Here is a 24,034-nt window from a genome sequence, read left to right as displayed (position 1 = left end):
AATCCCCGCGTGCGCGGGGCCGACCGGGCATCCGAACCACGCGCCAGCGAAGCGGAGGAGCAATCCCCGCGAGCGCGGGGCCGATACCGCCGCCGCCTGCATGGCCGGCTGGTCCCTCGAGCGATCCCCGCGAGTGCGGGGCCGAAAGCTTGCACGGCGCGGCCTTCTGCTCGATGCGGGAGCGATCCCCGCGAGCGCGGGGTCGACGCGGCAGCCGCGAAGGTATGCGCCCACAGAATTGAGAAATCCCCGCGTGTGCGGGGCCAACCCGTACAAGGCGGAGCAGGACATCGAGCGGCGGGAACAACCCCCGCGTGTGCGGGGCCGATTCCGAGAAGCGCGGCACCACCTGGCGCGCACGGGAGCAATCCCCGCGAGCGCGGGGCCGATCCGGGAGCCGCCGGTGGAGACAGCTTCGGCGAGGAGCAATCCCCGCGGGCGCGGGGCCGATTACCCGCCGCCCTTGTCTCGGTGCGGTGCCCGGGAGCAATCCCCGCGGGCGCGGGGTCGATGAGAACCGGAGAAGGCTCCGCGTCGTACCACTTGAGCAATCCCCGCGGGTGCGGGGCCGACCACGACAACTGCCACTGCACGCTCCTGCCGGTGGAGCAATCCCCGCGGGTGCGGGGCCGACCCGACGCCGGTCTCGTCGAGGGTGTCGTCGCTGGAGCAATCCCCGCGGGCGCGGGGCCGATCCACCTCCACCGAGTACGCGGACGAGATGGGCAGAGCAATCCCCGCGGGTGCGGGGCCGACGATGCCCCGGCCGGCCTCCGCGTCCGGGCCCGAGAGCAATCCCCGCGGGTGCGGGGCCGACTCGGTGATCCCCAGAAGCCGGGCCCGGACCTCGGAGCAATCCCCGCGGGTGCGGGGCCGACGCTTTTTGACCTGGGGTGATTAGTGGCCGAGGGGCTTGGTTGATTCAGTTCGATTGGTAGGGGTCCCGTCGAACAGTCGATGCGCTGTTGCCATCTCTCCTTGCCCCAGGGATGGTTGTCGGCGTCGTGGCCTGAGTTCTCGAAGCGTACCCGCACGTGGAGGTTGAGGACCGTCGGGAGTGGTACCCGTCCGAGGTTAGGGTCAGCCTGTTGCTGTCGTACATGCTGGACACTGAGGCAGTGGCCGAGACTGTCCGGGGCCGCCGACTGCCGCCGGTGACGTGGCTCCGTCTGGATGGTCTTGTGGGCGGTGCAGTTAGGGGCCGCGTCTGTTCGGCTGGTTGTGCGGGATGCGCGGCTGAGGAGGTTGTCCGCCGGGTGGTGTTCATGTGGGACAGGTGCGCGGTGGGCGCTGCCGGGCGAAGCGAGGTGGGGCGGGGGCTGGTCGCCGGTTGCCGCGGAGTGTTGCCGGCCTTGGGGTAGTTGGCCTCGGGCATGAGGAAGGTCGTAGAGCTTCAGAGCCGCAGTGAGTCCTGGAAGTCGGCGCGTGGGAGCACGGTTATCAGGGGGAGTTGCCGCTTACCGTGGTGGAGACCGTTCTGCTGTGTGCAGCTTCAGCTGTCCGGCTGGCCCAGGTGTTCGCGGGATTTGGTCCTCGACGTGGTGCGTCGGATGGGCGGGTCCGGACCGAGCAGGTGATGTGCTCGGCCCCCACCGGCTTTGGGTGGGTGGGGGCCTGGCGGCGTCAGTGCAGCAGCACTCGCAGGTTGAGCAGCCCGCGGTGCCTCGGGTTCTCCTGCCACTGCGCGGGTTCGGCCGGTTCGGCCAGGCGTAGGGCGGGGAAGCGGCGCAGCAGTTCGGTGAATGCGACCTCGGCCTGGAGGCGGCCCAGTTGTGCGCCGAGGCAGTGGTGGATGCCGTGGCCGAATGCGAGGTGTCGGGTGGCGTCCGGGCGGGTGATGTCGAAGCGGTCGGGGTCGGTGAAGACGGCCGGGTCGCGGTTGGCGGCGAGCAGGGCGATCTGGACGAACTCGCCGGCCGGGATCGTGGTGCCCGCGATGGTCACCGGCTCGGTCGTGCGGCGCAGCGAGGCGATGCTGAACGGGCTCTCGTAGCGCAGGACTTCATCTATCGTGCCGGGAAGCAGTGCCGGATCCGCGCGCAGCGCCGCGAGTTGCTCGGGGTGGCTGAGCAGCGCGTGGATGCCGTTGGTGATCAGGTTGACGGTGCTCTGGTGGCCGGCGATCGCGAGCAGGAACGCCATCGAGGTGATCTCGGCCTCGGTCAGCCGGTCGCCGTCCGCCTGGGCGGCGAGGAGTTCGGAGATCAGGTCGTCGCCCGGGTGGGTGCGCTTGTGGTCGACCAGGGCGCGCAGGTAGTCCGCCATGCCTTCGGCGGTCTCCACCGAGACTTCGCCGTCTGCTCCGCCGTCTGCTCCGCCGTCCGCCTCGCCGTCGTCCTCCGGGTCGGCATCGACGGCGTTGCCGCGGACTTGGAGGTTCTCCCGTTCGGCCTGCGGCGCGCCGAACAGCTCGAAGACGACCGCGAGTGGCAGCGGCAGCGCGAACTCACTGATCAGCTCGACCGGGTTGGGCCCGTCGAGTTGGTCCAGCAGCGCGCCGACGTGGCGCTCGACCATCGGGCGTAGAGTCGCCACCTGCCGTGCGGTGTAGGCCTGTTGGACCAGCTTGCGCAGCCGGGTGTGCTCCGGGGGGTCGGAGTTGAGCATGTGCGACATCAGGTCGCGGCCCGGGCCGCCTTCGGAGTTCCCGACGTGTCGGGCGAACGCCTCGGTGACGGCCTTCTTGCTCAGCCGGGGGTCGGCGAGGGCGGCCCGGCACTCGGCGTGGCCGGTGACGACCCAGCCTTCGAGTCCGGCCGCGCCGCCGAACCGGACCTTGCGGGCGCCGCCCTCGGTGCGCCAGCGGCGGTACGCGGCGTGCGGGTCGGCGTAGAACTGGCCGTCGGCGAGCTCCGGTTCGGTGGCGTTGTGTTCGGTATCGCTGTGTTCGGTGGCGCTGTGTTCGGTACGTATGTGATCGGCGTGCATGTGATCAGTGTGCATCCCGTGGCTTCAGGACGCGGATCTCGCTGACGCCGAGCAGGCCGAGCAGTGGCACCTTGGCGGTCCGCTGCTCGGGGTCGACGACCAGGCCGGCCGTACGGATCTGGTCCAGCAGCAGCTCGGCGAGCGGCATCACCATGTGCCGGCCCCAGCAGCGTTCGGAGGTGTGCCCGAACGGCAGGTAGCCGGGAGTGTTGTCCGGGTCGAGGTGGTCCCAGCGTTCCGGGCGGAACTCGTGCGGGTCCTCCCACAGGGCCGGGTCGCGGTGCGAGAGCAGCGGCAGGACGAGGACGTCGTCGTCGGCGCCGATCCGCGGGTCGATCGCGGGGTACTCGGGCGAGGCGCGGCGCAGGATGTTCCAGGACGGCGGCAGCAGGCGCAGCGACTCGAAGATGATGTTCCGGTTCGGCGTGCTGTCGTCGAACGGCGCGCCGAGCCAGAGCGCGTTCGCGACCAGGGTGGAGATGGTGAAGCAGACCGGTGCGGCGGCTCGGCGGTACATGCCGAGCGCGTACCGGCGGTCCTGGTAGTTGGTCGCCTTCGCGGTGAGCTTGCCGAGTTCGGTGAGGTCGTCGCCGGGCTTGGGCCTGCCGGGCAGTGCGGCGCCGGCCGAGATCACCAACCAGGTGAGCAGGGGCGTCAGTTCGAGGTTGCGGCTCATCAGGATCCGCAGTCGGCGCGGGTCCCGGCCGAGGATGAGGTCGCGCAGGAAGAGGTGTCCGGTGAGCGGCCACGGACCGGACAGGTCGATGTTCGGCGGCAGCGGAGCCTTCAGTGCCTCGCGCACGTCGCTGCCGATCGTCCGCGTCACCGAGGATGCCTCGGTGCGGGTGATCGAACGTCCGTGCAGCGGTTTGAAGGTGGGCCGTTCGATCTCGGTGGCGCGCCGGGCGGCGAGGATCCGGTCGGTGAGCTCGGGCCCGGCGACCCCGATCGTGTCGGGTTCGAGCCGGACGGCGTCCTTGCCCAGATGGTCCCTGAGCAGGGCCTCAAGTCGGGGCGAGAGCACGGTGGTTCGCGAACGGGCGGAGGCGGGGGAGAGGGCCATGTGATGTCTCCGAGACTTTGCCGGGACCGGTCTCCGCCCCCGCCCCGGGCCCGATCTCCCGGCGGAGGCCGCGAGGGGGGGCAGGGGCGGGGGCGGATCAGCTGTTCAGGTACCGGAGGTACCGATCAGCCGGCTTAGTACCAGATGTACCAAGCGCTGGCCTTCAGGCTCTTCTTGGCGAAGGACGCGTCACGGATGGCGAACAGGATCTTCATCTTTGGGTCTCCCTTTCGTTACCAGGTGGCTGAGCGAATGTAAGGCCACTCTGCAGTCGCCCTACAGACGTAGACACGCGGCCGGGTCTCCATCGGGTTCACCTTTGGGGGGAGTTCTTGCCGAGGGAGTTGGGGAGGTGGGGGGTTTGCCGGCGGATTTCCTGATTCGCCCCCCGGCGGCGGGCGATGGGCGGTGTCAGTCGCGGGAGCAGTCCGCGCACCGCCGCGGGCGCAGCCCGTCGAGGATGATGCCGAGGTAGCGGCGCCAGTCGGTGACCCCGGCCTGTACGACGTGGCAGAGGCCGATGTAGAGCGGTGACACGTCCGAGACGGTCAGGTCCTCTCGCACCGAGCCCTCGGCCTGGGCGCGTTTGAGCACCTTGTCGGTGAGCTCGTTGAGTTCGGCGATCGCCGCCGCGTCGAACGTGCTGCCGCCGACCATCGCGGTGACCGTCTCCGCGTAGCCCCGGTCCTGTTCCTGCATGATTCCGCAGAACTCCAGGGAGCGGGCGAGGCCGTGCCAGGGGTCGGGGTCGGGGAGCACCTCGTTCCTGAGGAAGTCCAGGGTCTGCTGGAACCGGTGTTCCACGATCGCTTCAGCCAGCGATTCCTTGGTGGGGAAGTGGCGGTACACCGTCCCGACGCCCACCCCGGCCCTGCGGGCGATGTCGCCCATCTGGGCGTCTCGGCCGGACTCGGAGAAGGCGGCTCGGGCGGCGTCGAGCACCTTGAGCCGGTTGCGGGCGGCGTCGGAGCGCAGCTTGCCGCCGGTGGGTGTGCTGGAGCGGGAAGGGGGAGGGGAAGGGGTGTTTGACAAGGGGAACCGCGCCTCCGTATCGTCGCCATCCGGAACCGTGAGTCCGATTCCGGTTACCACTTTAACCCACAGGAGCGTATCCCTCCCATGGCCGTGCCTCCCACTTCCTCCTTATCGACCTCGACCTCGACCTCGACCCCCTCCCCGGATCCGCTCCGCTGGAAGGCGCTCGTCGTCCTGGCCGTCGCCCAGTTGACGGTGGTGCTCGACGCCTCGATCGTGAACGTCGCGCTGCCCTCGATCCAGCGGGACCTGCACTTCGCCGACTCCGACGTCCAGTGGATCGTCAACGCCTACGCACTCGCCTTCGGCGGCTTCCTGCTGCTCGGCGGCCGGACCGCCGATCTGCTCGGACGGCGGCGGGTGTTCATGACCGGGCTCGGCCTGTTCGCCGCCACGTCACTGCTCGGCGGTCTCGCCCCGAGCGCGGGCCTGCTGATCGCCGCGCGGGTCGGGCAGGGCCTCGGCGCCGCGATCATCGCGCCGGCCGCCCTGTCCATCGTCACCACGACCTTCACCGAAGGCGCCGAACGCAACAAGGCCCTCGGCATCTGGGGCGCGCTCGCCGGAGCGGGCGGCGCCATCGGCGTGCTGCTCGGCGGTGTGCTCACCCAGTGGGCGGGCTGGGAGTGGGTGATGTTCGTCAACGTGCCGATCTGCGTCGTCGCCGCCGTCCTCACACCGAGGTTCGTCCGGGAGAGCCGCGGCCACGAACGCACCGGCATCGACTTCGCCGGTGCCGCACTGGTCACCGGCGGTCTCAGCGTGCTGGTCTACGCGCTCGTGGACGCCGAGCGGGCGGGTTGGGGCTCGGCCAGGACCATCGGGCTGCTGGGCCTCGCGGCCGTCCTGCTGCTGGTCTTCGCCCTGGTCGAACTGCGCCTCGTCAAGCACCCGGTGATGCCGTTGCGGATCTTCCGCAACCGCAACCTCTCCAGCGCCAACGCGGTGTCCCTGCTGGTGGGCGCCGCGCTGCTGTCGATGTTCTTCTTCATCTCCCTCTACCTCCAGCAGGTGCTCGGCTTCTCCGCACTGGAGGCCGGACTGTCCTACCTGCCCTTCTCGGTGGCGAGCATCGTCGCCGCCGGCGCGGCCTCGCAGCTGGTGACCAAGGTCGGGCCCAGGCCCGTCCTCGCCTGCGGGTTGGCGCTCACCGCGGTGGGACTCCTGCTGTTCACCCGCATCCCCGCCGACGGCACGTTCGCCGGGGACGTGCTCCTGCCCTCGGTGGTCGCGGCACTCGGACTCGGGTTCTCGTTCGTGCCCGTGACCATCGTCGCCGTCTCCGGTGTGACACCGCAGGAGTCGGGCCTCGCCTCCGGCCTCATCAACACCACCCAGCAGATCGGCGGCGCGCTCGGGCTCGCCGTGCTCTCCTCGGTGGCCAACGCCCGGATCAGGGAACTCCTTGAGGGCAAGCAGGCCGGTGGCCCGGCCATGGCCGACGCGATGACGGAGGGCTTCCGGCTCGCGTTCGCCGTCGGGGCGGGCTTCGCCGTGCTCGGCGTGCTGATCACCCTGCTGGCCGTACCCAAGGGCGAACGGCCCGCACACGACGACCTTCCGGTCACGCTGGTCTGACGAACGGCGACGTCCGGACTCGCCACGGCGCTCACCCCGCCTCCACGGCCACGGGGTGAGCGCCCTGCGGACTTCCCGTAGCCGGGGGACAACTCCTCAGTCGTGAAGAAGGTCAGCGAAAGGCTGTAGGCCTAAAGCCTGTTCGTCGATCCTTCACCCCGATGGGCAGCAATCCGGCCTGCGACCTCGGTCAACCGGGACACTCGGACGATGTAGCTGACGGTAAGCCTGCTGATCAGATTCCAGCCCTCGGTGGAGGATCGCACTGCCTCATTTCGCGGGCCAAGAGCTGTTCGGCAATGTGCGCTCGGCCAGCCCAGCCACCTTGATCGACCGGCGTGTGGCGGAGGTGGCAAGTAGCTGAGGCCAGCGGGAGATCAGGGGCCGGTGACCCACTGGCCGACGCGCGTCGGCTCGGGCTGGAGGATGATTCCGGTTGCAGCTGCGACCTGGGCGGTGAGGTCAGCGAGCGCCCGGACGAACGCTGCCGCTGTGGCCTCTCCTTGAGCGGTGACCGTGAGAGTCCGGCGTTCCGAGCAGCGCACGCCGTCGGCGACGGCTTGGCCGGGCCGGCAGCCGACATGCTCCAGGAGCCACCCGGCGCTGGCTCGGAGGCCGCCATCGCTGTCCTGGTGGACCGGGCAGCCGCGGTCGGACCAGCGCGTGGCCTGGGCGGTGGTGATTCGAGGGTTGAGGAAGACGGATCCGACCTGCCGGGAGTCCTGGTCGCTCGGGTCGAGGAAGAGGCCGCGCCGACGGCGGTTGGCGAGTACGGCCGCGGTGACCTCCGGAACGGTCGGGCGCGCGCCGACGGGCACGCCGAGCTCGTCCGCGAGCGGCTGGTAGGTGATCGGGGCCGCCGGCGTGTGGGTCAGGTGGAGCGAGGCGGCGAGGATGGTCCAGCGGCCGGGGGTTCGCTTGAAGCGGCTGCTGCGGTAGCGCAGGCGGCAGGACTGGGCCGGGAAGGTCCGCAGGCAGCCCATGCCCCAGTCCCAGACCGTGACGCTGTGGAGGGAGTCGGCGATCTGCTGGCCGTATGCGCCGGCGTTCTGGACCGGCGCGGCGCCGACGGTGCCCGGGATCCCGGCCAGGCACTCGATGCCGGCAAGCCGTTCGGCAGCGGCCCATTGGACGAGGTCGGTGAGCGGCTGGCCGGCCTGGACGGTGACGGCCACCGTGGTGTCGTCGAGCTTCTTGGCGGTGATGCCGCGGGTGTTCATGACCACGACGGTGCCGGGGTGGCCGGCATCCGCCGCGATCACGTTGCTGCCGTGCCCCAGGACGACGGGACCGTTCTGCTCCTGGGCGCTGATCGCACGGGCGGCGTCGAGCCAGTCCGCGGGGTCGGACAGGTTGAGCACGGCGCCGGCGGGCCCGCCGAGCCGGAGGGTGGTCAGCGACGCGAGCGTGGCCTGGGGCACGGCAGGGTCCTCTCAGTCGGCGGCGACGGCCTTGAGCGCGAGGTTGCGGAGCGGGGCGAGCCGGGTGCGGTTGTTCTGGTGGTGGTAGACGGCGTTGGTGCAGATGGCCAGGTAGCGGCCGGTGTCCGGGGCGAGGTAGAGGCTGGTGCCGGTGAAGCCGTGGTGGTAGGCGACCCGGCCGTCGTCGGCGAGGATCCAGGCCAGGCCGCGGTGGAGCCCGGGCTCGATCTCGGCCTTCGGTTCCATGCTGGTGCGGAGCCAGGCACCCAGTCCGTGGCTGGAGGTGTACGCGGTGAGGAGCCGGTCGGCGAAGGTGGCCAGGTCGGCCGGGGTGGTGAAGACGCCGGCGTGGCCGGCGACGCCGCCGAGCAGGGTGGCGTTGTCGTCGTGCGGGATGCCCCACAGCCGCGGGCCGCCGGGGAGGCGCTGCTCGGTCGGGGCGACGTCGGCGGAGCGGCTGACGGGTCCGTAGGCGGTGTGGGGCATGCCGAGGGACTGCCAGAGGTCGGCGGCGAGCTCGTCCAGGCAGCGGCCGTGGAGGTGGGCGAGCGCGAGGCCGAGGAGGATGAACCCGCGGTTGATGTACCGGTGGCCGATGCCGGGTTCGGCGATCAGCGGTTCGCCGCAGATCAGCTCCGCGAGGGGTTCGGTGCGGCCCCGGTACTGGTCGAGGCGGGTCTCAGGCTGCAGGCCGGAGGTGTGCGCGAGGATCTGCCCGACCGTGACGTTCGCGCCGGGCACCTGGTCCGGCAGGTCGGGCAGCAGGTGCCGCACCGGTGTCTCGGCTGTGATGCCGTCGGTGAGTCCGATCAGCGGCCAGGTGGCCAGCACCTTGGTCAGCGACGCGGCGTCGTAGAGCGTGTCCGGGCCGGGCCCGGCGTTCCCACACTCGGGCGCGATGACGCCGGAGGAGACGAACGCGGGCCGGCCGTTCCGGGCGCCGTGGGCGAGGACGCCGCCGGGCAGGGCGCCGTCGTCGACCAGCAGGTCGAGGCACTGCTGCAGCTCGGCGACGGTGTCGGGGCTCAACGGCTTGGTGCTGGTCACGGCATCTCCCGGTCGATCGTCAGGCTGGCACCGAGCGCGGCGAGTTTGGGCAGCAGGTCGCCGTAGCCGCGCCGGAGGTGGTACATGCCCCGGATCGTAGAGGTGCCCTCGGCCGCCAGCGCGGCGAGCACGAGCGCGGTCGCGGCCCGGATGTCCTCGCCCGCCACGTCAGCGGCGGCGAGCCCGGAGGGCCCCTCGACGGTGATCAGCTGGCCCTCCGCGTTGACGACCGCGCCGAACTTGCGCAGCGCGGCGAGGTGGGTGTCGCGCCGGCTGTAGATCCGCTCCTCGATCCGGGACGTTCCGGCGGCCTGGGTGAGGACCGCGGTCAGCTGGGGCTGGACGTCGGTCGGGTAACCCGGGTGGGGGCCGGTGGCCGTCTCCGTCGCATGCAGTCCGGCCGGTACGGTGACCGTCGTTCCGCCGCGCTCGGCGGTCAGGAGGATCCCGGTGTCGGCGAAGACCGAGACCAGGCCTGGCGGGAAGCCGCAGGGCGGGAAGGCGTCGAGGTGGACGGTGCCGCCGGTGATCGCGGCGGCGAGCGCCAGTGTGGCGGCCTCCAGCCGGTCGGACGGGACCGGGAAGACGCCGCCGGCGATGTGGTCGGTGCCGGTGACGTGCAGGGCGTCCGTGCCTTGCCAGGTGATGCCGACGCCGGAGCGAGCCAGGAGTTCGGCGGATACGGTGACCTCGGGCTCGATGCTCGGCCCGAGGATGGACGACGTGCCGGGCGTGCGGGCGGCCAGCAGCATCGCGGTGACCGTTGCGCCCAGGCTCGGGCCCCACTTCTTGGTGCTGACGTTGGTGATGAACGGAAGGCGCTTCGTTCCGGTGAAGCGGGCGCGCACACGGCCCCGGTTGACCTCGACGTCGGCGCCGGCGGCTTCCATGGCGGCCAGGTGCAGGTCGATGTACCGGGCGCAGAAGGCGTCGCCGCCGGGCAGTGGGAAGGTGACCGTGCCGGAGCGGGCCAGCAGGGCGGCGGCGATGACCGCGGTGGTCCGGATGCACCGTCCGAGGTCGTCGGGGATGACCGGGAAGTAGGAGTCGGCGGGCCGGGTCTCGAACTCACCCTCGGCGATGGTGGCTCGGGTGCCGGTGCGGTGAAGGATCTCCGCGCACACGCCGGTGTCGAGGATCGCGGGGGCGCCGGTAAGGGTGAGCGGCTGGTCGGCGAGGATCGCGGCAGCGTACAGGTGCAGGGCGATGTTCTTGCTGCCCTGGACGGTCGTCGTACCGTGCAGCGGGTGGCCGCCGGTGATCCGGAGGGTGAGCCGGTCGGGGGTACTGGCCGGCGCGCAGGTAGGCCAGCGCCCGGCTGTACTGCCTGATCGCCGCGGTCACGGCGTCGGACGCCCGCTCCGCCGCCCATCCCATGCGGTCGAGGGAGATCGACGCGAGGTCCTGGAACCCGAGCTTGCTCGCGAGGTCGTAGCCGGAGCGGTACTGCATGGCGAGGGCCTGCCAGAGACGTCGATCACCGCTACTGTGCGCCGCGGTCGTGGTCTCGGTGATCAAGCCGGGCAGCTCGGCCGCCGCGCTCCGCAGATCCGACGCCCGGATCAGGCGGCACACCCGGTCGGTGTGCGCGACGAGTTCCTCGGTCGGACGCGGTGCCACGTCCGGGTCGGCTCCCAGGTCGAAGATGTCGAGGGATTCCCGGATCGGCTGGATCAGCCCGTCGAGCTGGTCGCGCCGCAACTCCTCGATGTACGGGCGTCCTTCGAGATCGGCCGGGGGCACGGTCAGTGCCCTGGCGATGGAGGCGAGGACAGCCGGGCCGGCCTGCCGCTTGCCCTGCTCGATCTGAGCCATGTGGGACGCCGAGATCCGCGCCTTCAGGGCGAGTTCGGTCTGGGTCATGTGTCGGAGCTTGCGGGTCTGCTTGATCCGCTTGCCTACGGTGTCAGGCGTGAAGTCGGTCATGGCGCGTTCCTTGAGGAGTTCGGCCCGGTGGTCCGACGGTAGCGCCAAGTAGTCAGGCGCATCATCGAATTCGGCAGGGTTTGCCGCCGGCCATCCCCACGGGGTTCGATGACTGCCATGTCCACCACGCGCCCGGTCCTGTACCTCTTCGGCTCCGCCGCCCCGCCGGTCCTGAACATGGCGCAGGTTGTGCGCCACGCCCAGTTCAGGGGGTGGGAGGTCGCGCTCGGGCTCACCCCGACCGCGGCGAGCTGGCTCCAGGACGAGCTTCCCATGCTGAACCGCCTGACCGGCCACCCGGTGAAGTCCACGTACCGTCGGCCGGGCGAGCCGGACGTGCTTCCGCCCGCCGACGCGGTTCTGTTCGCTCCCGCGACGATGAACAGCATCAACAGCCTGGCGCTCGGCCTCACGACCTCCTGGGTCATAGGGTCCGCGGCCGAGGCGATCGGCAAGGGAATCCCGCTGTCGGTGATGCCGTGTACGAACACGGCGCTCACCGGGCACCCTCAGTTCCCCCGGAGCGTTGCCACCCTGCGTGACTCCGGCGTCCGCGTGCTGCTCGGCGAAGGAGGCTTCGTCCCGAACGATCCGGGCCAGGGGAGACCGGAGGCTTACCCGTGGGAGGCCGCACTCGGGGCTGCCGAGGAGTCCATCGGGCGGTGACACCCGGCTGCGGAGCCCGGCCGCCGTGACCGCTGGGGCCGTTGGCCAGAGATTTCTCCCGCCAACGGCCTTCCGACTCGCGTCGGGACGACAGGGCTTGGACCAACGCGTCCCTCGCCTGCGGCGGTGCCTCAGTAGGACAGCCCCGGGCAGTACACCCCCTGCTGCGGCGCCGTGTACGAGCCGCGCGCCACCAGGGTCTCCAGTCGCTCCAGGGTGATGCCCCGGGTGTGGAAGGCCCAGCTCAGGGTCTCGGGCAGCAGCCGGCCCGGGATGCGCAGCCGGGGCGGCGGGCCGTCGGGGACGGCCCGGCGCATCAGCTCGCCGGCGCCCGTGTACAGCGCCCGTGCCGCGGCCTCCGAGGCCGCCGTCAGATGGCCCAGGTCGGACAGGCCCGTGGTGTAGCCGGCGATCGTACCGCTCGACCGGTCCAGGACCACGTACGGCTGCGACCAGCCGAAGGCCCGCTTGGCCGCCATGTGGATCTCGCCGTCCCGTGCATGGCCGTTGACCGAGCGGTACAGCTCCTGACACGCGGGTACGTCGTCCTCGGTCATCGCGCGCACCGTGAAGCCGGCCATGTTCGCCGGGGTGGGCGGTGCGTACCCGGCGACCAGGGACAGCTGCTCGTGCGGGACGAAGCCGAGCGAGGAGTAGAGCCGGTACGCGCCCAGGTTGTTGGTCACCTGGACGGCCCGGACCGAGCCGCGGTCGTGCCGGGCGGCCGCGCCGATCACCTCGTCCATCAGCAGTCGGCCCACGCCGCCGCCCTGCGCGCCGGGCGCGACGCTGAGCGGGCCGAAGGCGGCGACGGACTCGCCCAGGACCAGGAAGTTGGAGCCCGTCACGGAGTCCGCGCCGTCGACCGCCACGTAGGCGAGGCAGCCCGGGGCCGCGAGCCGGTCCCGGAACATCTCCGTCACCTCGTCCACCGACGACCACTCCGGGGCGAGGCCGAGCGAGGCGTTGAGGGTGTTGAAGGCCTCGAAGCAGATGCCTGCCATCGCCGGAAGGTCCTCCCACGCCGCCTCCCGGACCCGGAGGGCCTGCGTACCGGTGTCGACGAGGCCGCCCCCGGCGCCGGCGCCCGGTTCGGGGAAGTAGCCGACGCGGACGAAGAACCCGACGTACTTCTCGAAGAGTTCACGCGTCATCGGCGGGCAGTCGACGCCGGTACCGGCCAGCAGCTCGCGGGTCTGCGAGGTGTCGACGGACAGGTAGTGGTTGCGTCCGCTGTAGATGGTCGATTCGAACGCGTCGATCATCGGGACCATCGCGTTGTCGCGGTCGGCGCGGATGCGCCGCACCCAGGCGTCCCAGCGGAGTTCGTCCAGCCGGTAGCCGAGGGAGCGGAGGGATTCCGTCATCGCGGAGAACGGGAGGTGCGTCCCGTTGGCGAGGTGGTGGTTGCGGCCCGCCGCCCGGTCGTCGCGGGACAGCCGCAGGATCGCCGCGCTGACGTGGTCGACCGGCACCAGGTGGAAGATTCCGGCGGGATCCTGCGGTACGGCACCGGCCTGCACGATGCCCTTCATGCTCAGCCAGACGAAGTCGTGGGTCTGGCAGAAGCCGCGCTCCGAGTCGCCGGAGATCTCGTCCACCCGGTAGACCGAGACCGGCAGGCCCCGCCCCCTGGCGAGTTCGATGATCTGCTCCGCCACCAGCTTCGTCTGCCGGTAGCCGGACGACAGTGCCTCGGCGGGGCCCGGCGGGTCGGTCACCTGGAGCGCCTGCCCGGGGACCGCCTCCGCGGCGAACACGCCGGTGGACGAGACGTGGTGGACGGGCACGGTGCGGTGCCGTGCGGCCAGGCGCAGGATCTCGGCGGTGCCCGTGACGTTCGCGTCCTTCAACGCCGAGTACGGGTAGAGGCCGTTGACGGTGGCGGCGGCGTGGTAGACGCTGTCCACGCTGCGGGCGAGGGCGTCGAACCGTTCGGGGGCCAGCCCCAGCAGCGGCCGGGCGAGATCGCCGACGATCACGGACAGGCGGTCCGGGTCGATGCCGTCCCAGAACTCGTACCACTCAAGGTTCTTGCGCAGCCGCGCCCACGCGTCCGCCTCGTCGGCCCCGCGGACCAGGCAGTGCACGGTCGCACGGGTCGTCCGCAGCAGATCGCGCAGCAGGTACGCGCCCAGGAACCCGGTCGCACCGGTGAGGAGCACCTCCCGCGGGTCGTCCGCGACCCGGATCACCTCGTCGGCGGGGGAGATGTCCGCCGCCAGGACGACCTCGGCGGCGAAGTCCACCGCGTCCTCGTCGACGCCCGGCGTGGCGGACACCGCGGCCAGCACCTTCGCGAGCAGGTGGTCGGCGAGCACCGCCGGGGTCGGGTGCTCGAAGACGAGCGTCGGGCGCAGGCTCACCCCGCAGAAGTCGCTGAACTGGTTGCGCATCTCGACGGCCATGAGGGAGTCGACGCCGAGTTCGAGGAACGGCACGTCGGGGTCGATGGCGTCCGCGCTGTCGTGGCCGAGCACCGCTGCGACCCGGGTGGCGATCCGGTCGATCATGTGGAGGAGCTGCTTCTCCTCGTCCAGTCCGGCGAGCACGCCGGCCAGGCGGGCGGCGACCTCCGGGCGCTCACCCGGCTTGAGTACCCGCCCGGACGGGGCCGCCTCCTCGGCTGTGGCCTCCGCCTCCGCCTCGGCGATCGCGGTCGGTGCCGGGGCGGGGGCGGGGCTGGGGCCGGCGAGTGCGGGCAGCCAGTAACGCTTGCGCTGGAAGGCGTAGGTCGGCAGCGTGACGTGGCGGGCGCCGGTGCCGTCGAAGAACGCCGCCCAGTCGACCGGGACACCGGCGGTGTGGAGCGCGGCGGCGACTGCGACGGCGGTCGCGGCACCGGGTCGGTCGCGCCGGGAGACCGGCAGCGCACGGTGGCCGCCCGTCCGGTCACCCCCGTCGGCGTCGTCACCCCCGTCACCCCCGCCGGCGTCGGCGTCGGCGTCGTCGGCGATCTGGCGCACCAGGGCCGTCAGGGACGCGTCCGGGCCCAGTTCGACGAAGGTGTCGGTGCCCCGCTCCCGCAGGGTCCCCACCGCGGCGGCGAACCGGACGGCCGAGCGCAGCTGCCCGGTCCAGTACGCGGGTGTCAGCAGTTCCGCACCGGCGAGGGCGCCGGTGACCGTGGAGACGATCGGCAGGTCCGGCGCACGGTAGGTGACGGTCCGGGCCACGGCCTCGAACTCCTCCAGCACCGCGTCCATCCGGGGCGAATGGAAAGCATGACTGACAGTCAGGCGCTTGGTCCTGCCGCCCAGTTCGGCCACTAGCTGGGCGACGTCCGCCGCGGCGTCCTCGTCGCCCGAGACCACGACGGAGCGGGGCGCGTTCACGGCGGCGATCCCCAGCCGGGACTCCCGGCCGGCGAGCAGCGGCAGGACCTCGTCCTCCGTGGCCTCCAGTGCGATCATGGCGCCGCCTTCGGGCAGCGCCTGCATCAGCTCGCCCCGGGCGGTGACCAGCCTGGCCGCGTCCGCCAGTGAGAACACCCCGGCGACGTGCGCGGCGGCCAGCTCGCCGAGGGAGTGGCCGGCGAGCGCGTCGGGACGCACACCCCAGGACCGCAGCAGCGCGAACTGCGCGACCTCCAATGCGAACAGGGCGGGTTGGGCGATACCGGTGCGATGGATGCGCCCGTCCTTCGCCGCGTCGCCGGCGGCGAGGAGCAACTGTCGTACCTGCGGCGCCAGATGATCGCACACCGCGTCCAGCGCTTCGGCGAACACCGGGAACGCCTCGTACAGTTCACGGGCCATGCCCGCCCACTGGGAGCCCTGGCCGGTGAAGAGGAACGCCGTGGTCCGGGCGGCACCGGCGTGATCGGTGGTCAGTCCGGCCGCGGGCTCGCCCTCCGCGAGCGCGCCGAGTGCGCGCAGCAGACCCTCCGCGCTGTCCGCCCCGTCCGCACCGCGACCGCGGTCCGCGACGACGGCGGCCCGGTGTTCGAGCCCGGCCCGGGACAGTGCCAGGGTGCGCCCCACGTCCACGGCATCCCGGTCGGGCGCCGCGCGCAGGAACGACTCCAGCCGGCGGGCCTGGTCGCGCAGCGCGGCCGGGGACTTCGCGGACAGCAGCCACGGTACGGCGCTGAGCGCCCGGACCGGGGCCTCCTCGGGCGAGACCGGGGCCGGGGCCTCCTCCGGCGCGGGGGAGTGCGGCGCCTCCTCCAGGACGACATGGGCGTTGGTGCCGCTGATGGCGAAGGAGGACACTCCGGCGCGCCGGGGCCGTCCGTCGGCGGCCGTCCACGGCCGCGCCTCGTCGAGCAGCCGTACGTTCCCCGACGACCAGTCGACGTGCGGCGACGGACGGTCCACGTGCAGGGTCGCCGGGAGGACGGCGTGCCGCATCGCCTCCACCAGCTTGATGACACCGGCCATGCCCGCGGCGGCCTGGGTGTGGGCGATGTTGGACTTCACCGAGCCGAGCCACAGCGGCCGTTGAGGGTCCCGGCCGCGCCCGTACGCGGCGAGGATCGCCTCGGCCTCGATCGGGTCGCCGAGCATGGTCCCCGTGCCGTGGGCCTCGACCAGGTCGACCTCGTGGGCGGCCACCCGGGCGTTGGCGAGCGCCCGGCGGATCACCCGCTGCTGCGCCCGGCCGTTGGGCGCGGTGAGCCCGTTGGACGCGCCGTCCTGGTTCACGGCGCTGCCCCGGATCACGGCGAGCACCCGGTGGCCCGCCCGCTGCGCGTCGGAGAGCCGTTCGAGCAGCAGCACCCCCGCGCCCTCGCCGAAGGCGGTGCCGTCCGCCGCGCCGGCGAAGGCCTTCACCCGGCCGTCCGGGGCGAGGCCCCGGTGCCTGCTGAAGGTGATCATGTCGTCCGGGGTGGACATCACCGTGACCCCGCCCGCGAGCGCGAGCCGCGACTCACCGGAGCGCAGGGAGCCGCAGGCCAGGTGGAGGGCGACCAGGGACGCGGAGCAGGCCGTGTCGACGGTGACGGCGGGGCCGTGCAGACCGAGGGTGTAGGCCACCCGGCCGGACATCACGCTGCCCGAGGTGGCGAAGCCGAGATGGCCCTCGTACTCGGACCCGGGCGCGGCGAGCGTGCTGTACGTCTGTCCCTTGGTGCCGACGAAGACGCCGGTCTCCGAGCCGGCCAGGCGGGTCGGGTCGAGGCCCGCCCGTTCGAAGACCTCCCACGCGATCTCCAGCATCAGCCGCTGCTGCGGGTCCATCGCGGTCGCCTCGCGCGGGGCTATGCCGAAGAATCCGGCGTCGAACGCGGACGGGTCGGTCAGGAAGCCGCCGCGCGAGACGTAGCTGGTGCCGGGGTGGTCGGGGTCGGGGTCGAACAGGGTGTCCAGTGCCCAGCCCCGGTCGGTGGGGAAGTCCGAGGTGGCGTCCCGGCCTGCGGCGACGAGGTCCCACAGCTGTTCGGGTGACTCCACCCCGCCGGGGAAGCGGCAGGCCATGCCGATGATGGCGATCGGCTCGGCGCCGTCCGGGTCGGGCCCCGCGGGGGCTGTGCGCTCGGCCGGGAACGCTTCGGAGAGCGCGCGGGTGTCCGACGGCTCCGTCAGCCCCGTCAGCCCCGTCAGCCCCGTCAGGTCCGTCAGCTCCGCGACCAGCCGGTCCGCGAACGCGGCGGGCGTCGGGTGGTCGAACACCGCCGTCGCCGGGAGTCGCAGCCCGACCAGCGCGCACAGCCGCCGCCCGACCGCCACGACGGCGAGGGAGCCGAGGCCGAGATCCACGAACGGCCGTGTGGGCGCGACCCGTTCGGCTTCGACGCCGAGCGCGAGCGCCACCTCGGCGCGGACCAGGTCCAGTACCGTCCGGGCCCGCTCGGCCGCCGTGAGCGCCGCGAGCCGGCCCGCCCACTCGCCCCGGTCGGGCTCGGCCCCGAGGCCCTCGCGCTCCCCGGGCCCGCCGGTGGATGCTGTGCCGAGCAACCGGGGGTCCGCGTCCGCCAGCAGATGCCGGGTGACCTTCCCGGACGCGGTGCGCGGAACGTGCTCGACGGCGTACACCTTCTCCGGCACCTTGAAGAAGGACAGCCGCGTCCGGCAGTGCTCGAACAGAGCCTGGACGTCGACGCCTTCGGGACCGGGCACCACGTACGCGACGGGCACCTCGCCGAGCACCTCGTGGGGCTCCCCGCCCACCGCCGCGTCGGCCACGCCCGGCGCCGTGCGCACCACGTCCTCGATCTCGACGGGGTGGATGTTCTCGCCGCCCCGGATGATCAGCTCCTTGAGACGGCCGGTCAGGGTCACCTGCCCGAGGGCGTCCCGGCGGGCCAGGTCGCCCGTGCGGTACCAGCCGTCCCGCAGCACCTGCGCCGTGGCGTCGGGCTGCCCGTGGTAGCCCAGCATCAGGTTGGGGCCGCTGACCCAGACCTCGCCCTGCTCGCCGTCGGGCACCTCGGCGCCGGAACCGTTGTCCACCAGGCGGATGTCCACCCCCGGGACGGGCGGCCCGGCCGCCCCGGCGACCCGGTCGCCCGTCGGCCGGTTCGAGGTGATCGCGCCGGTCTCGGTCGATCCGTACTGGTCCACCAGCGGGACCCCGAACGCCTCCTCGAAACGGCTGCCGAGGGAGGCGCCGCTGGCCGAACCGGCGACGAACCCGAGCCGCAGCGAAGGCAGCCGGGTGTGCTCCTGGCGGGCACGGTCCAGCAGGTAGTGGTACGTCGTCGGCACCCCGGCGAGGAAGGTCACCCCGTCGTTGCGCAGGGCGTCCAGCACCTCGGAAGGGGCGAAGCCGCTCATCAGCCGGGCTCCGGCGCCCACGGCCACGACCGCCATGACGCACAGGTTCTGGCCCAGGCCGTGGAACAGCGGCATCGGCCACAGCAGTCGGTCGTCCTGCGTCATCCCGAGCACGCCCACGTGGCAGGCCTCCACCAGCCACAGCGAGCTGCGCAGGGAGTAGAGCACTCCCTTGGGGCGGCCGGTGGTGCCCGAGGTGTAGAGCATCCAGGCCGGAGCGTCGAGCGGGCTCTCCTCGGGCGCCGGTCCGTCGTAGGGGGTGGCCGCGAGCGTCTCGTACGCGGTGATGTCCGCGGTTGCGCCGGAGGCGTCCGCCGGTGCCATGGGGGAGTCGCCGGTGAGCACGATCGAGGGCCGGGGCAGGCCGGACGAGGCCACCGCGCGCAGCAGCACGTCGAGCCGCGCCGGGTCGCACAGCACCACCGACGCCCCGGAGTCCCGCAGGAAGTGGACCAGTTCGGCCTCGGACGCCTGCGGATTCAGCGGCACGGTGATGCCGCCCGCCCGGATGACGGCGAGGCAGCTCTCCACCATCTCCACGCTGTTGCCCATGAGGACGGCGGCGCGGCCGCCCTTCTCCAGTCCCAGCGCGGCAAGCCGGCCGGCGAGCCGAGAGGTCCGCAGATCCAGTTCCCGGTAGCCGACGCCCCGCCGGGCGTCGGCGAAGGCCACCTTGTCCCCGATCCGGGCGGCGTGTCCGCCGAGCAGTTCGGACAGCGGACGGATCAGCGAAGGGGTCGTGTCAGGAGCCATGTCATCGCACCTCTCGGCTCTGTGTTCAGCGCTTGGTAGACGGTTGCGGTCGTGCCGTCAGCGGACGGCCAGCACGGTCCTGGTCGGGCAGGAGAACTCCAGGGAGCCGTCCGGCCCCGCGAGCACCCGCAGCGCCTCGCGCGCCTCGTCGGTAGCTTCGGCCACCCGCTCCGCGGGCACCAGGTCCCACTGCACGCGGGTGGTCACGGTCCTGGTCCACGCCAGGTAGTCGTCGATGGTCTCGAAGCGGGAGTCCGCCGGGACGTGGCGGATCCGTACATCGCTGAAGCCGGCGGTGAGGAAGGCGGCGGCCGTGGACTCCTCACCGGCCAGCGGGCCGCCGAGGCCCAGGACCACCTGCCACGGGTCGTCCACACCCTCGGGGAGGTACTTGGCGAGCACCCCGGAGAGGATCTCGGCGGACTCCCAGCCGGCGGCCAGCCTGCCGTTCTCGGTGGGGAAGGTGGTCGCGGCGAACCTGCCGCCGGGGCGCAGCGCCGCGGCGGCGCAGGACAGGGCCTTCTCCGCCTCGGGCAGCAGGAACAGGACCATCCCGGCGCTCGCCGCGTCGAACGGCTCGGCGAAGGCGAAGTCCTGGGCGTTGCCCAGCTCCGCGCGGGCCCGGCCGGCGACCCCGCGGGCCGTGATGTCGGCCGTGCAGGCGTCGACCATGCCCTGGGCCTGGTCGATGCCGAGCACGAAGCCCTCCGGGCCCACCGCGTGGGCGATCGGGAACAGGCAGGCGCCGCGCCCGCAGCCGATGTCGAGCACCCGTTCGCCCGGCGAGAGCTCCAGGGTGTCGGCGATCATCTTCCCCAGCGGGTGGAAGATCATCTGACCTGCGGAATCGTACTGCTCGGCGGCCTTGTCGTAAGCGTCCCTCACCAGTGAGGTGATGCGGAGGTCCTCGGTCATGACGCGCTCTCTTCCTGTTGTTCCGGGGTCGGCGGATTGTCGGATGTCACCGGCCGCACGATGCAGCCGAGACGGAATTCGGCACAATGCGTTTCGTCCGCCACGCGCCACCACAACTGGTCCGGGGTGGGCAGCATTTCGGACACGACGACTTCCCCTTCGGGAAGTCGCGCGATATCGATCACCGACAGCGGATCGGCGAAATCGACGTACAGCGGCTTCGGTTCGGCCGGATGCTTCACGTAGACGTGGCGCGGAATTCCCTGGGCGGCCCGGAGCCGCTGCACGGACAACCACTGGGCGACGGTGTCCGCGGCCTTCTCCGGAGCCCTTTCCGGAATGCTCAGCCGCCAGCGGGCACGCTGGACCACGACACCGTCCACCACGATCCTGGGGGTGTACGCGCCGAGGTCGACCGGCACCGGGACCAGCGCGGGCCTGGACACCGCGCGGTGCAGCGTCGACGACAGGTCGCCGGGGTAGAGCAGCCGCCGCCGGCCGCCCACCACCACCGCGTCGGCCGACGCGGGCACGACGGCGTCCGCGATCGGCACCACGTCGGCCCGGTCCTTGCCCGAGAGGCCGCTCAGTTCGATGGCGGCACCGGGGAGTTCGGGGGTCACGTGGGCGCTGCGCCGGCGCGAGACGATGGTCGCGGCGGTCCCGGGCGGCACGGCTCGTGCCACCCGCTCGGTGAAGCCGGCCCACAGCCCGTCCGGGTCGCTGTGCAGCGGACGCTCCAGCCCCCCGAAGATCGAGCTGCAGTCGTCGTGCAGCTCCGAGAGCACCCAGTCGGCGGTGGCCGGGTCGGGGCCCGCCACCATCAGGTCGGGGCTCGGCAGGCAGGCGTCGTCGGGGCCGTACGTCACGGTGTCCCACAGCGGCGCCAGCGCCTCGGCCAGTTCGCTGCCGCTCAGCTCCACGACCGGGGGGCGGCCGTCGGCCGTTCCCGCGGCCTCCACGGCCCGCCCGACCAGTCGGCGCAGCACCGCGTCCAGCCGGTCGCGGCGCGGTGAACGAGCGGGTATCTCCCGTGCGGCCAGGGCGGCGAGCGGCACCGGGGCGCCCCCCAGTTCGGCGCGCAGGGCGTCGCGGGCGTCCTCCCTGGCCAGCAGCGCCGCGAGGAACACCAGCGGGAACACCGCCTCGGTGACCTCCCGGATGCGCTCCACGACCGGCGCCCCGAAGCCGACCCGCTCGCTCACCGGACTCGACCTGTCCTCGTGGAACAGCTCGCGGTCGGCGTAGTGCCGTCCGCTGTCCTGCGAGACCCGCCCGCCGTCCGCCGCGCGGGCCGCCCGCACGGCGAGGAGGTGCGCCGCCCGCTCGGGCCAGGGCGCCCGCGCGTACGTGTCGCGGACCTCCGCCAGGTTCACCGCCGTGTCCGTGGGGTGCTCGGCCGCGAGCCTGGTCAGCGCGTGCAGTTCGGTCGCCGGCAGCCGCCAGGGGGAGACGACCAGGGCCGGCCCGAGTGCCTTCACCAGCCCGGCGGCGTACGCGTCGTCCGCCCCCGCCCGGTGCGGGGGCGGCACGGGGCCGGCGGCGCTGACGAGCGAGTCGAGCCGGCTCCCCGGCGCCGCGGCGGCGGCGCTCCACAGCGCCAGCGCGGGCGCCGCGACCTTGAACCTGCGCCCGTCCACGGCCCGTTCCAGCACCGGGGACGAGTCGGGCCGGCGGAACAGCGGATTGGGCCACACGCGCTGCCGCGTCAGCGGCACCTCGCGGGCGGCCTGCTCCCGCAGCTCCTCCACCAGCCAGGCGCTCGCCTCCACCACGACCCTCTCGCGGCCGGGCGCGCCGACCAGCAGGGTCTCCTCCTGCTCCGGCGCCAGGAGGCCGAACAGCACCGGGCCGAAGAACGAGACGGTCTCGCACTTGGTGGCGAACCGGCGCAGATAGCGGTGCAGGGTGTCGACCCGGCGACGCAGGGTCTGCGGCAGGGCGCCGCCGCTGTCCCGCGCCTGCGCCCAGCCCGGGTGCGTCAGCGGCGGCGTCTCCAGGGCGGTGTGGTGGAACGAGGGGTTCGACACGAACACGGCGTGCCCGAAGTCCTCGCGGCCGGCGGCCCGCGCGGTGTGCAGCCGGGCCCGCAGCAGGGCCGCCTCCAGTTCGACTTCGGCCGCCGCCAGCCGCTCGTCGAGCGCGGCGACCAGGGCGTTCCAGCGGGGCGCCCAGTCCGGCGCGCCGGTCGCCGCGAGGACCGCCGCGCACCGCTCGTCCAGGGGCGCGCCGCCGTCCACCAGCCGGCGGCAGCTCTGGAGGGCCCGCAGCGACCGCTGGCGCGGTTCGACCGTCCGTACGGCCTTGCGCAGCCCCGGCCACAGCGCGTCCAGGAAGTGCGCACGTTCGGCGGCGACCGCCTGCTCCGCCGCGAGCACCCCGGCGGCGGTGCCGAGCAGTTCCTCGGATGCGAGCCCGTCCAGGAGCCCGGCGGGGAAGCCGGTCGCGCGCAGCAGCGACCAGGGCATCATCTCGACCGAGAGTTCCCCGTTGCCCGCCCGCACGTTCCATGTCAGTGACGCTGTCAGTGGGTCTTTCAGTGAATCTGTCAGTGAATCTGTCGGTGACGCCATGTCAATTCTCCAGACTGGTCTCGCTTTTCGTCGGAGACTCCGGTAGGAAGGAAAAGGCCAGGGAATTGTCCGGCCATCCGGCCGACGGAGATCCCGGTCATGCGGAGGGGAAAGAGAAGATGCGAATCTCGTCTCGGATCATGCGTGGTTGTCGCGAAAGCGTTGAACGCGCCGAACACGAACTGATAGCACTGTCCAGGAGTATTCACGCCGAGCCGGAGACCGCGTTCAAGGAGCACCGCAGCGCCGCCAAGGTGAGCGGCCTGCTGCGGGACGAGGGATTCGAGGTGGTGCCCGGCGCCGGCGGCCTGGACACCGCGTTCACCGCCCGCTACGGCAGCGGCCCGCTCACGGTCGGGCTGTGTGCGGAGTACGACGCGCTGCCGGGCCTCGGTCACGCCTGCGGCCACAACATCATCGCCGCCTCGTCGGTGGGCGCGGCCCTGGCGCTGAGGGACGTGGCCGACGACCTCGGCATCACTGTCATGGTGCTGGGCACCCCGGCCGAGGAGGAGGGCGGCGGCAAGATCGCCATGCTGGAGGCCGGCGTCTTCGACGAGGTGTCGATGGCGATGCTCGTCCACCCGGCCCCCGAGGACAACTGCGCTCCCCGCCCCCTCGCCCTGGTCGAGCTCGAAGTCCGCTACACCGGGCGGGAGTCGCACTCCGCGCTCGCCCCGCACCTGGGCGTCAACGCCGCCGACGCCCTGACCGTGGCGGAGGTCGCCGTCGGCGTGGGCCGCCAGCACTTCGAGCCGCGGCAGCAGGTGCACGGCATCGTGACCCGGGGCGGCGAGGTGCCCAACGTCGTCCCCGCGCACACCAGCGCCCTGTACAACCTGCGGGCCGGCGACATGGAGTCCCTGGGCCGCCTCGAAGCACGCGTCAGAGCCTGCTTCGAGGGCGGCGCCGTCGCCACCGGCTGCACCCACGAGGTCCGCTCGACACCCGCGTACGCGGAACTGGCCCACGACCCGTTCCTGGTGGCGGCCTACCGGGCGGCGGCGACCGAACTGGGCCGCCCCCTGGTGTCCCCGGAGGAGGAGCGCGCGATGCCCACCGGCAGCACCGACATGGGCAACGTCAGCCGGGTCCTGCCCAGCGTGCACCCCAGCATCGGCATCGACAGCGGCGGCGCGGTCAACCACCAGCCGGAGTTCGCCCGGGCCTGCGTGGCCCCGGCCGCCGACCGGGCACTGCTCCAGGCGTCCGTCGCACTGGCCTGGACGGCGGTGCAGGCCGCCGAGGACGACCAGGCCCGGGAGCGGCTGCTCACGGCCCACGCGGCTCGTCGTGACGCGGGCCGCACTGCTCGTCGTGACGCGGGCCGTACGGTCGGCTGACAGCCGCCGTGCCGACCCCCCCCACCCGGCGGGGACCGGCGCCCCGGGCGCGGCGGGGGGGCGTCCG

At 72.6% G+C, this 24,034-nt stretch carries 13 protein-coding genes, 1 pseudogene and 1 CRISPR repeat array (1 of these 15 cut by a window edge); of the genes and pseudogenes, 3 read left to right on the top strand and 11 right to left on the bottom strand.

Features of this window, described 5'->3' with window-relative positions; genetic code table 11:
• A CRISPR array of direct repeats spans positions 1–877; the repeat unit is 27 nt; unit sequence GAGCAATCCCCGCGGGTGCGGGGCCGA; it reaches 248 nt to the left of the window's first position.
• 746 nt (positions 878–1,623) lie between these two features.
• The 4 genes from ACFWPT_RS25155 to ACFWPT_RS25140 all read right to left on the bottom strand — a co-directional run bounded on the left by ACFWPT_RS25155 (position 1,624) and on the right by ACFWPT_RS25140 (position 5,023).
• The gene (locus tag ACFWPT_RS25155) at positions 1,624–2,928 is read right to left on the bottom strand and encodes a cytochrome P450 (RefSeq protein ID WP_380484418.1); all 1,305 of its coding nucleotides are present in this window, start codon (positions 2,926–2,928) and stop codon (positions 1,624–1,626) included.
• Between the two features lie 4 nt (positions 2,929–2,932).
• The gene (locus ACFWPT_RS25150; RefSeq protein ID WP_380484416.1) at positions 2,933–3,991 is read right to left on the bottom strand and encodes a cytochrome P450; all 1,059 of its coding nucleotides are present in this window, start codon (positions 3,989–3,991) and stop codon (positions 2,933–2,935) included.
• 134 nt (positions 3,992–4,125) lie between these two features.
• Positions 4,126–4,206 carry a tryptorubin family RiPP precursor gene (locus ACFWPT_RS25145; protein ID WP_224285092.1) on the bottom strand — a complete coding sequence of 27 codons (81 nt, stop codon included), beginning with the start codon at positions 4,204–4,206 and terminating at the stop codon, positions 4,126–4,128.
• A 196-nt stretch (positions 4,207–4,402) separates the two neighbouring features.
• Positions 4,403–5,023 (bottom strand): TetR/AcrR family transcriptional regulator, encoded by a 621-nt coding sequence (locus tag ACFWPT_RS25140; protein WP_380484414.1) that lies wholly within the window; start codon positions 5,021–5,023, stop codon positions 4,403–4,405.
• A gap of 87 nt (positions 5,024–5,110) precedes the next feature.
• On the opposite strand from ACFWPT_RS25140, the gene ACFWPT_RS25135 reads away from it, so the two are divergent.
• Entirely contained in the window at positions 5,111–6,604 is a 1,494-nt protein-coding gene (locus tag ACFWPT_RS25135; RefSeq protein ID WP_380484412.1) for an MFS transporter, read from the top strand.
• 377 nt (positions 6,605–6,981) lie between these two features.
• On the opposite strand, the gene ACFWPT_RS25130 is transcribed toward ACFWPT_RS25135, so the two are convergent.
• From ACFWPT_RS25130 to ACFWPT_RS25115, 4 genes and pseudogenes are all read right to left on the bottom strand, one after another.
• Positions 6,982–8,025 (bottom strand): UDP-N-acetylmuramate dehydrogenase, encoded by a 1,044-nt coding sequence (locus tag ACFWPT_RS25130; RefSeq protein ID WP_380484410.1) that lies wholly within the window; start codon positions 8,023–8,025, stop codon positions 6,982–6,984.
• A 12-nt stretch (positions 8,026–8,037) separates the two neighbouring features.
• On the bottom strand, positions 8,038–9,072 hold the full coding sequence (locus ACFWPT_RS25125; RefSeq protein WP_380484408.1) for a serine hydrolase domain-containing protein: 1,035 nt from the start codon (positions 9,070–9,072) through the stop codon (positions 8,038–8,040).
• The gene (locus ACFWPT_RS25120; protein WP_380484461.1) at positions 9,069–10,280 is read right to left on the bottom strand and encodes a hypothetical protein; all 1,212 of its coding nucleotides are present in this window, start codon (positions 10,278–10,280) and stop codon (positions 9,069–9,071) included. Before ACFWPT_RS25120 ends, ACFWPT_RS25125 begins: the two co-directional genes overlap by 4 nt.
• A 529-nt stretch (positions 10,281–10,809) precedes the next feature.
• A pseudogene (locus ACFWPT_RS25115) lies at positions 10,810–10,998 on the bottom strand (helix-turn-helix domain-containing protein); the annotation flags it as partial.
• A 117-nt stretch (positions 10,999–11,115) separates the two neighbouring features.
• Between ACFWPT_RS25115 and ACFWPT_RS25110 the strand changes: the two are divergent.
• Positions 11,116–11,664, top strand: a complete 549-nt coding sequence (locus ACFWPT_RS25110; protein WP_380338703.1) for a flavoprotein — start codon at positions 11,116–11,118, stop codon at positions 11,662–11,664.
• Positions 11,665–11,795: 131 nt separating this feature from the next.
• On the opposite strand, the gene ACFWPT_RS25105 is transcribed toward ACFWPT_RS25110, so the two are convergent.
• The 3 genes from ACFWPT_RS25105 to ACFWPT_RS25095 are packed head-to-tail and all read right to left on the bottom strand — an operon-like array spanning position 11,796 to position 22,555.
• Entirely contained in the window at positions 11,796–19,136 is a 7,341-nt protein-coding gene (locus tag ACFWPT_RS25105) for a thioester reductase domain-containing protein (RefSeq protein WP_380484406.1), read from the bottom strand.
• A gap of 57 nt (positions 19,137–19,193) precedes the next feature.
• The gene (locus ACFWPT_RS25100) at positions 19,194–20,051 is read right to left on the bottom strand and encodes a class I SAM-dependent methyltransferase (RefSeq protein WP_380338709.1); all 858 of its coding nucleotides are present in this window, start codon (positions 20,049–20,051) and stop codon (positions 19,194–19,196) included.
• Positions 20,048–22,555, bottom strand: a complete 2,508-nt coding sequence (locus tag ACFWPT_RS25095; RefSeq protein WP_380484403.1) for a lantibiotic dehydratase — start codon at positions 22,553–22,555, stop codon at positions 20,048–20,050. Before ACFWPT_RS25095 ends, ACFWPT_RS25100 begins: the two co-directional genes overlap by 4 nt.
• Positions 22,556–22,743: 188 nt before the next feature.
• Here ACFWPT_RS25095 and ACFWPT_RS25090 point away from each other — a divergent pair, with 188 nt between their 5' ends.
• The gene (locus ACFWPT_RS25090) at positions 22,744–23,967 is read left to right on the top strand and encodes a M20 family metallopeptidase (RefSeq protein WP_380484401.1); all 1,224 of its coding nucleotides are present in this window, start codon (positions 22,744–22,746) and stop codon (positions 23,965–23,967) included.
• Positions 23,968–24,034: the final 67 nt, after the last annotated feature.

It is taken from the genome of Kitasatospora sp. NPDC058478, from assembly GCF_042720345.1.
In the GTDB taxonomy this organism is placed as follows: domain Bacteria; phylum Actinomycetota; class Actinomycetes; order Streptomycetales; family Streptomycetaceae; genus Kitasatospora.
This window is presented reverse-complemented; position numbering and strand designations above follow the sequence as displayed.

Coding starts and splice junctions, on each gene's coding strand:
- ACFWPT_RS25105 (WP_380484406.1), bottom strand. CDS start 19,136: ATGGCTCCTGACACGACCCCTTCGCTGATCCGTCCGCTGTCCGAACTG.
- ACFWPT_RS25155 (WP_380484418.1), bottom strand. CDS start 2,928: ATGCACGCCGATCACATACGTACCGAACACAGCGCCACCGAACACAGC.
- ACFWPT_RS25150 (WP_380484416.1), bottom strand. CDS start 3,991: ATGGCCCTCTCCCCCGCCTCCGCCCGTTCGCGAACCACCGTGCTCTCG.
- ACFWPT_RS25100 (WP_380338709.1), bottom strand. CDS start 20,051: ATGACCGAGGACCTCCGCATCACCTCACTGGTGAGGGACGCTTACGAC.
- ACFWPT_RS25090 (WP_380484401.1), top strand. CDS start 22,744: ATGCGAATCTCGTCTCGGATCATGCGTGGTTGTCGCGAAAGCGTTGAA.
- ACFWPT_RS25110 (WP_380338703.1), top strand. CDS start 11,116: ATGTCCACCACGCGCCCGGTCCTGTACCTCTTCGGCTCCGCCGCCCCG.
- ACFWPT_RS25135 (WP_380484412.1), top strand. CDS start 5,111: ATGGCCGTGCCTCCCACTTCCTCCTTATCGACCTCGACCTCGACCTCG.
- ACFWPT_RS25145 (WP_224285092.1), bottom strand. CDS start 4,206: ATGAAGATCCTGTTCGCCATCCGTGACGCGTCCTTCGCCAAGAAGAGC.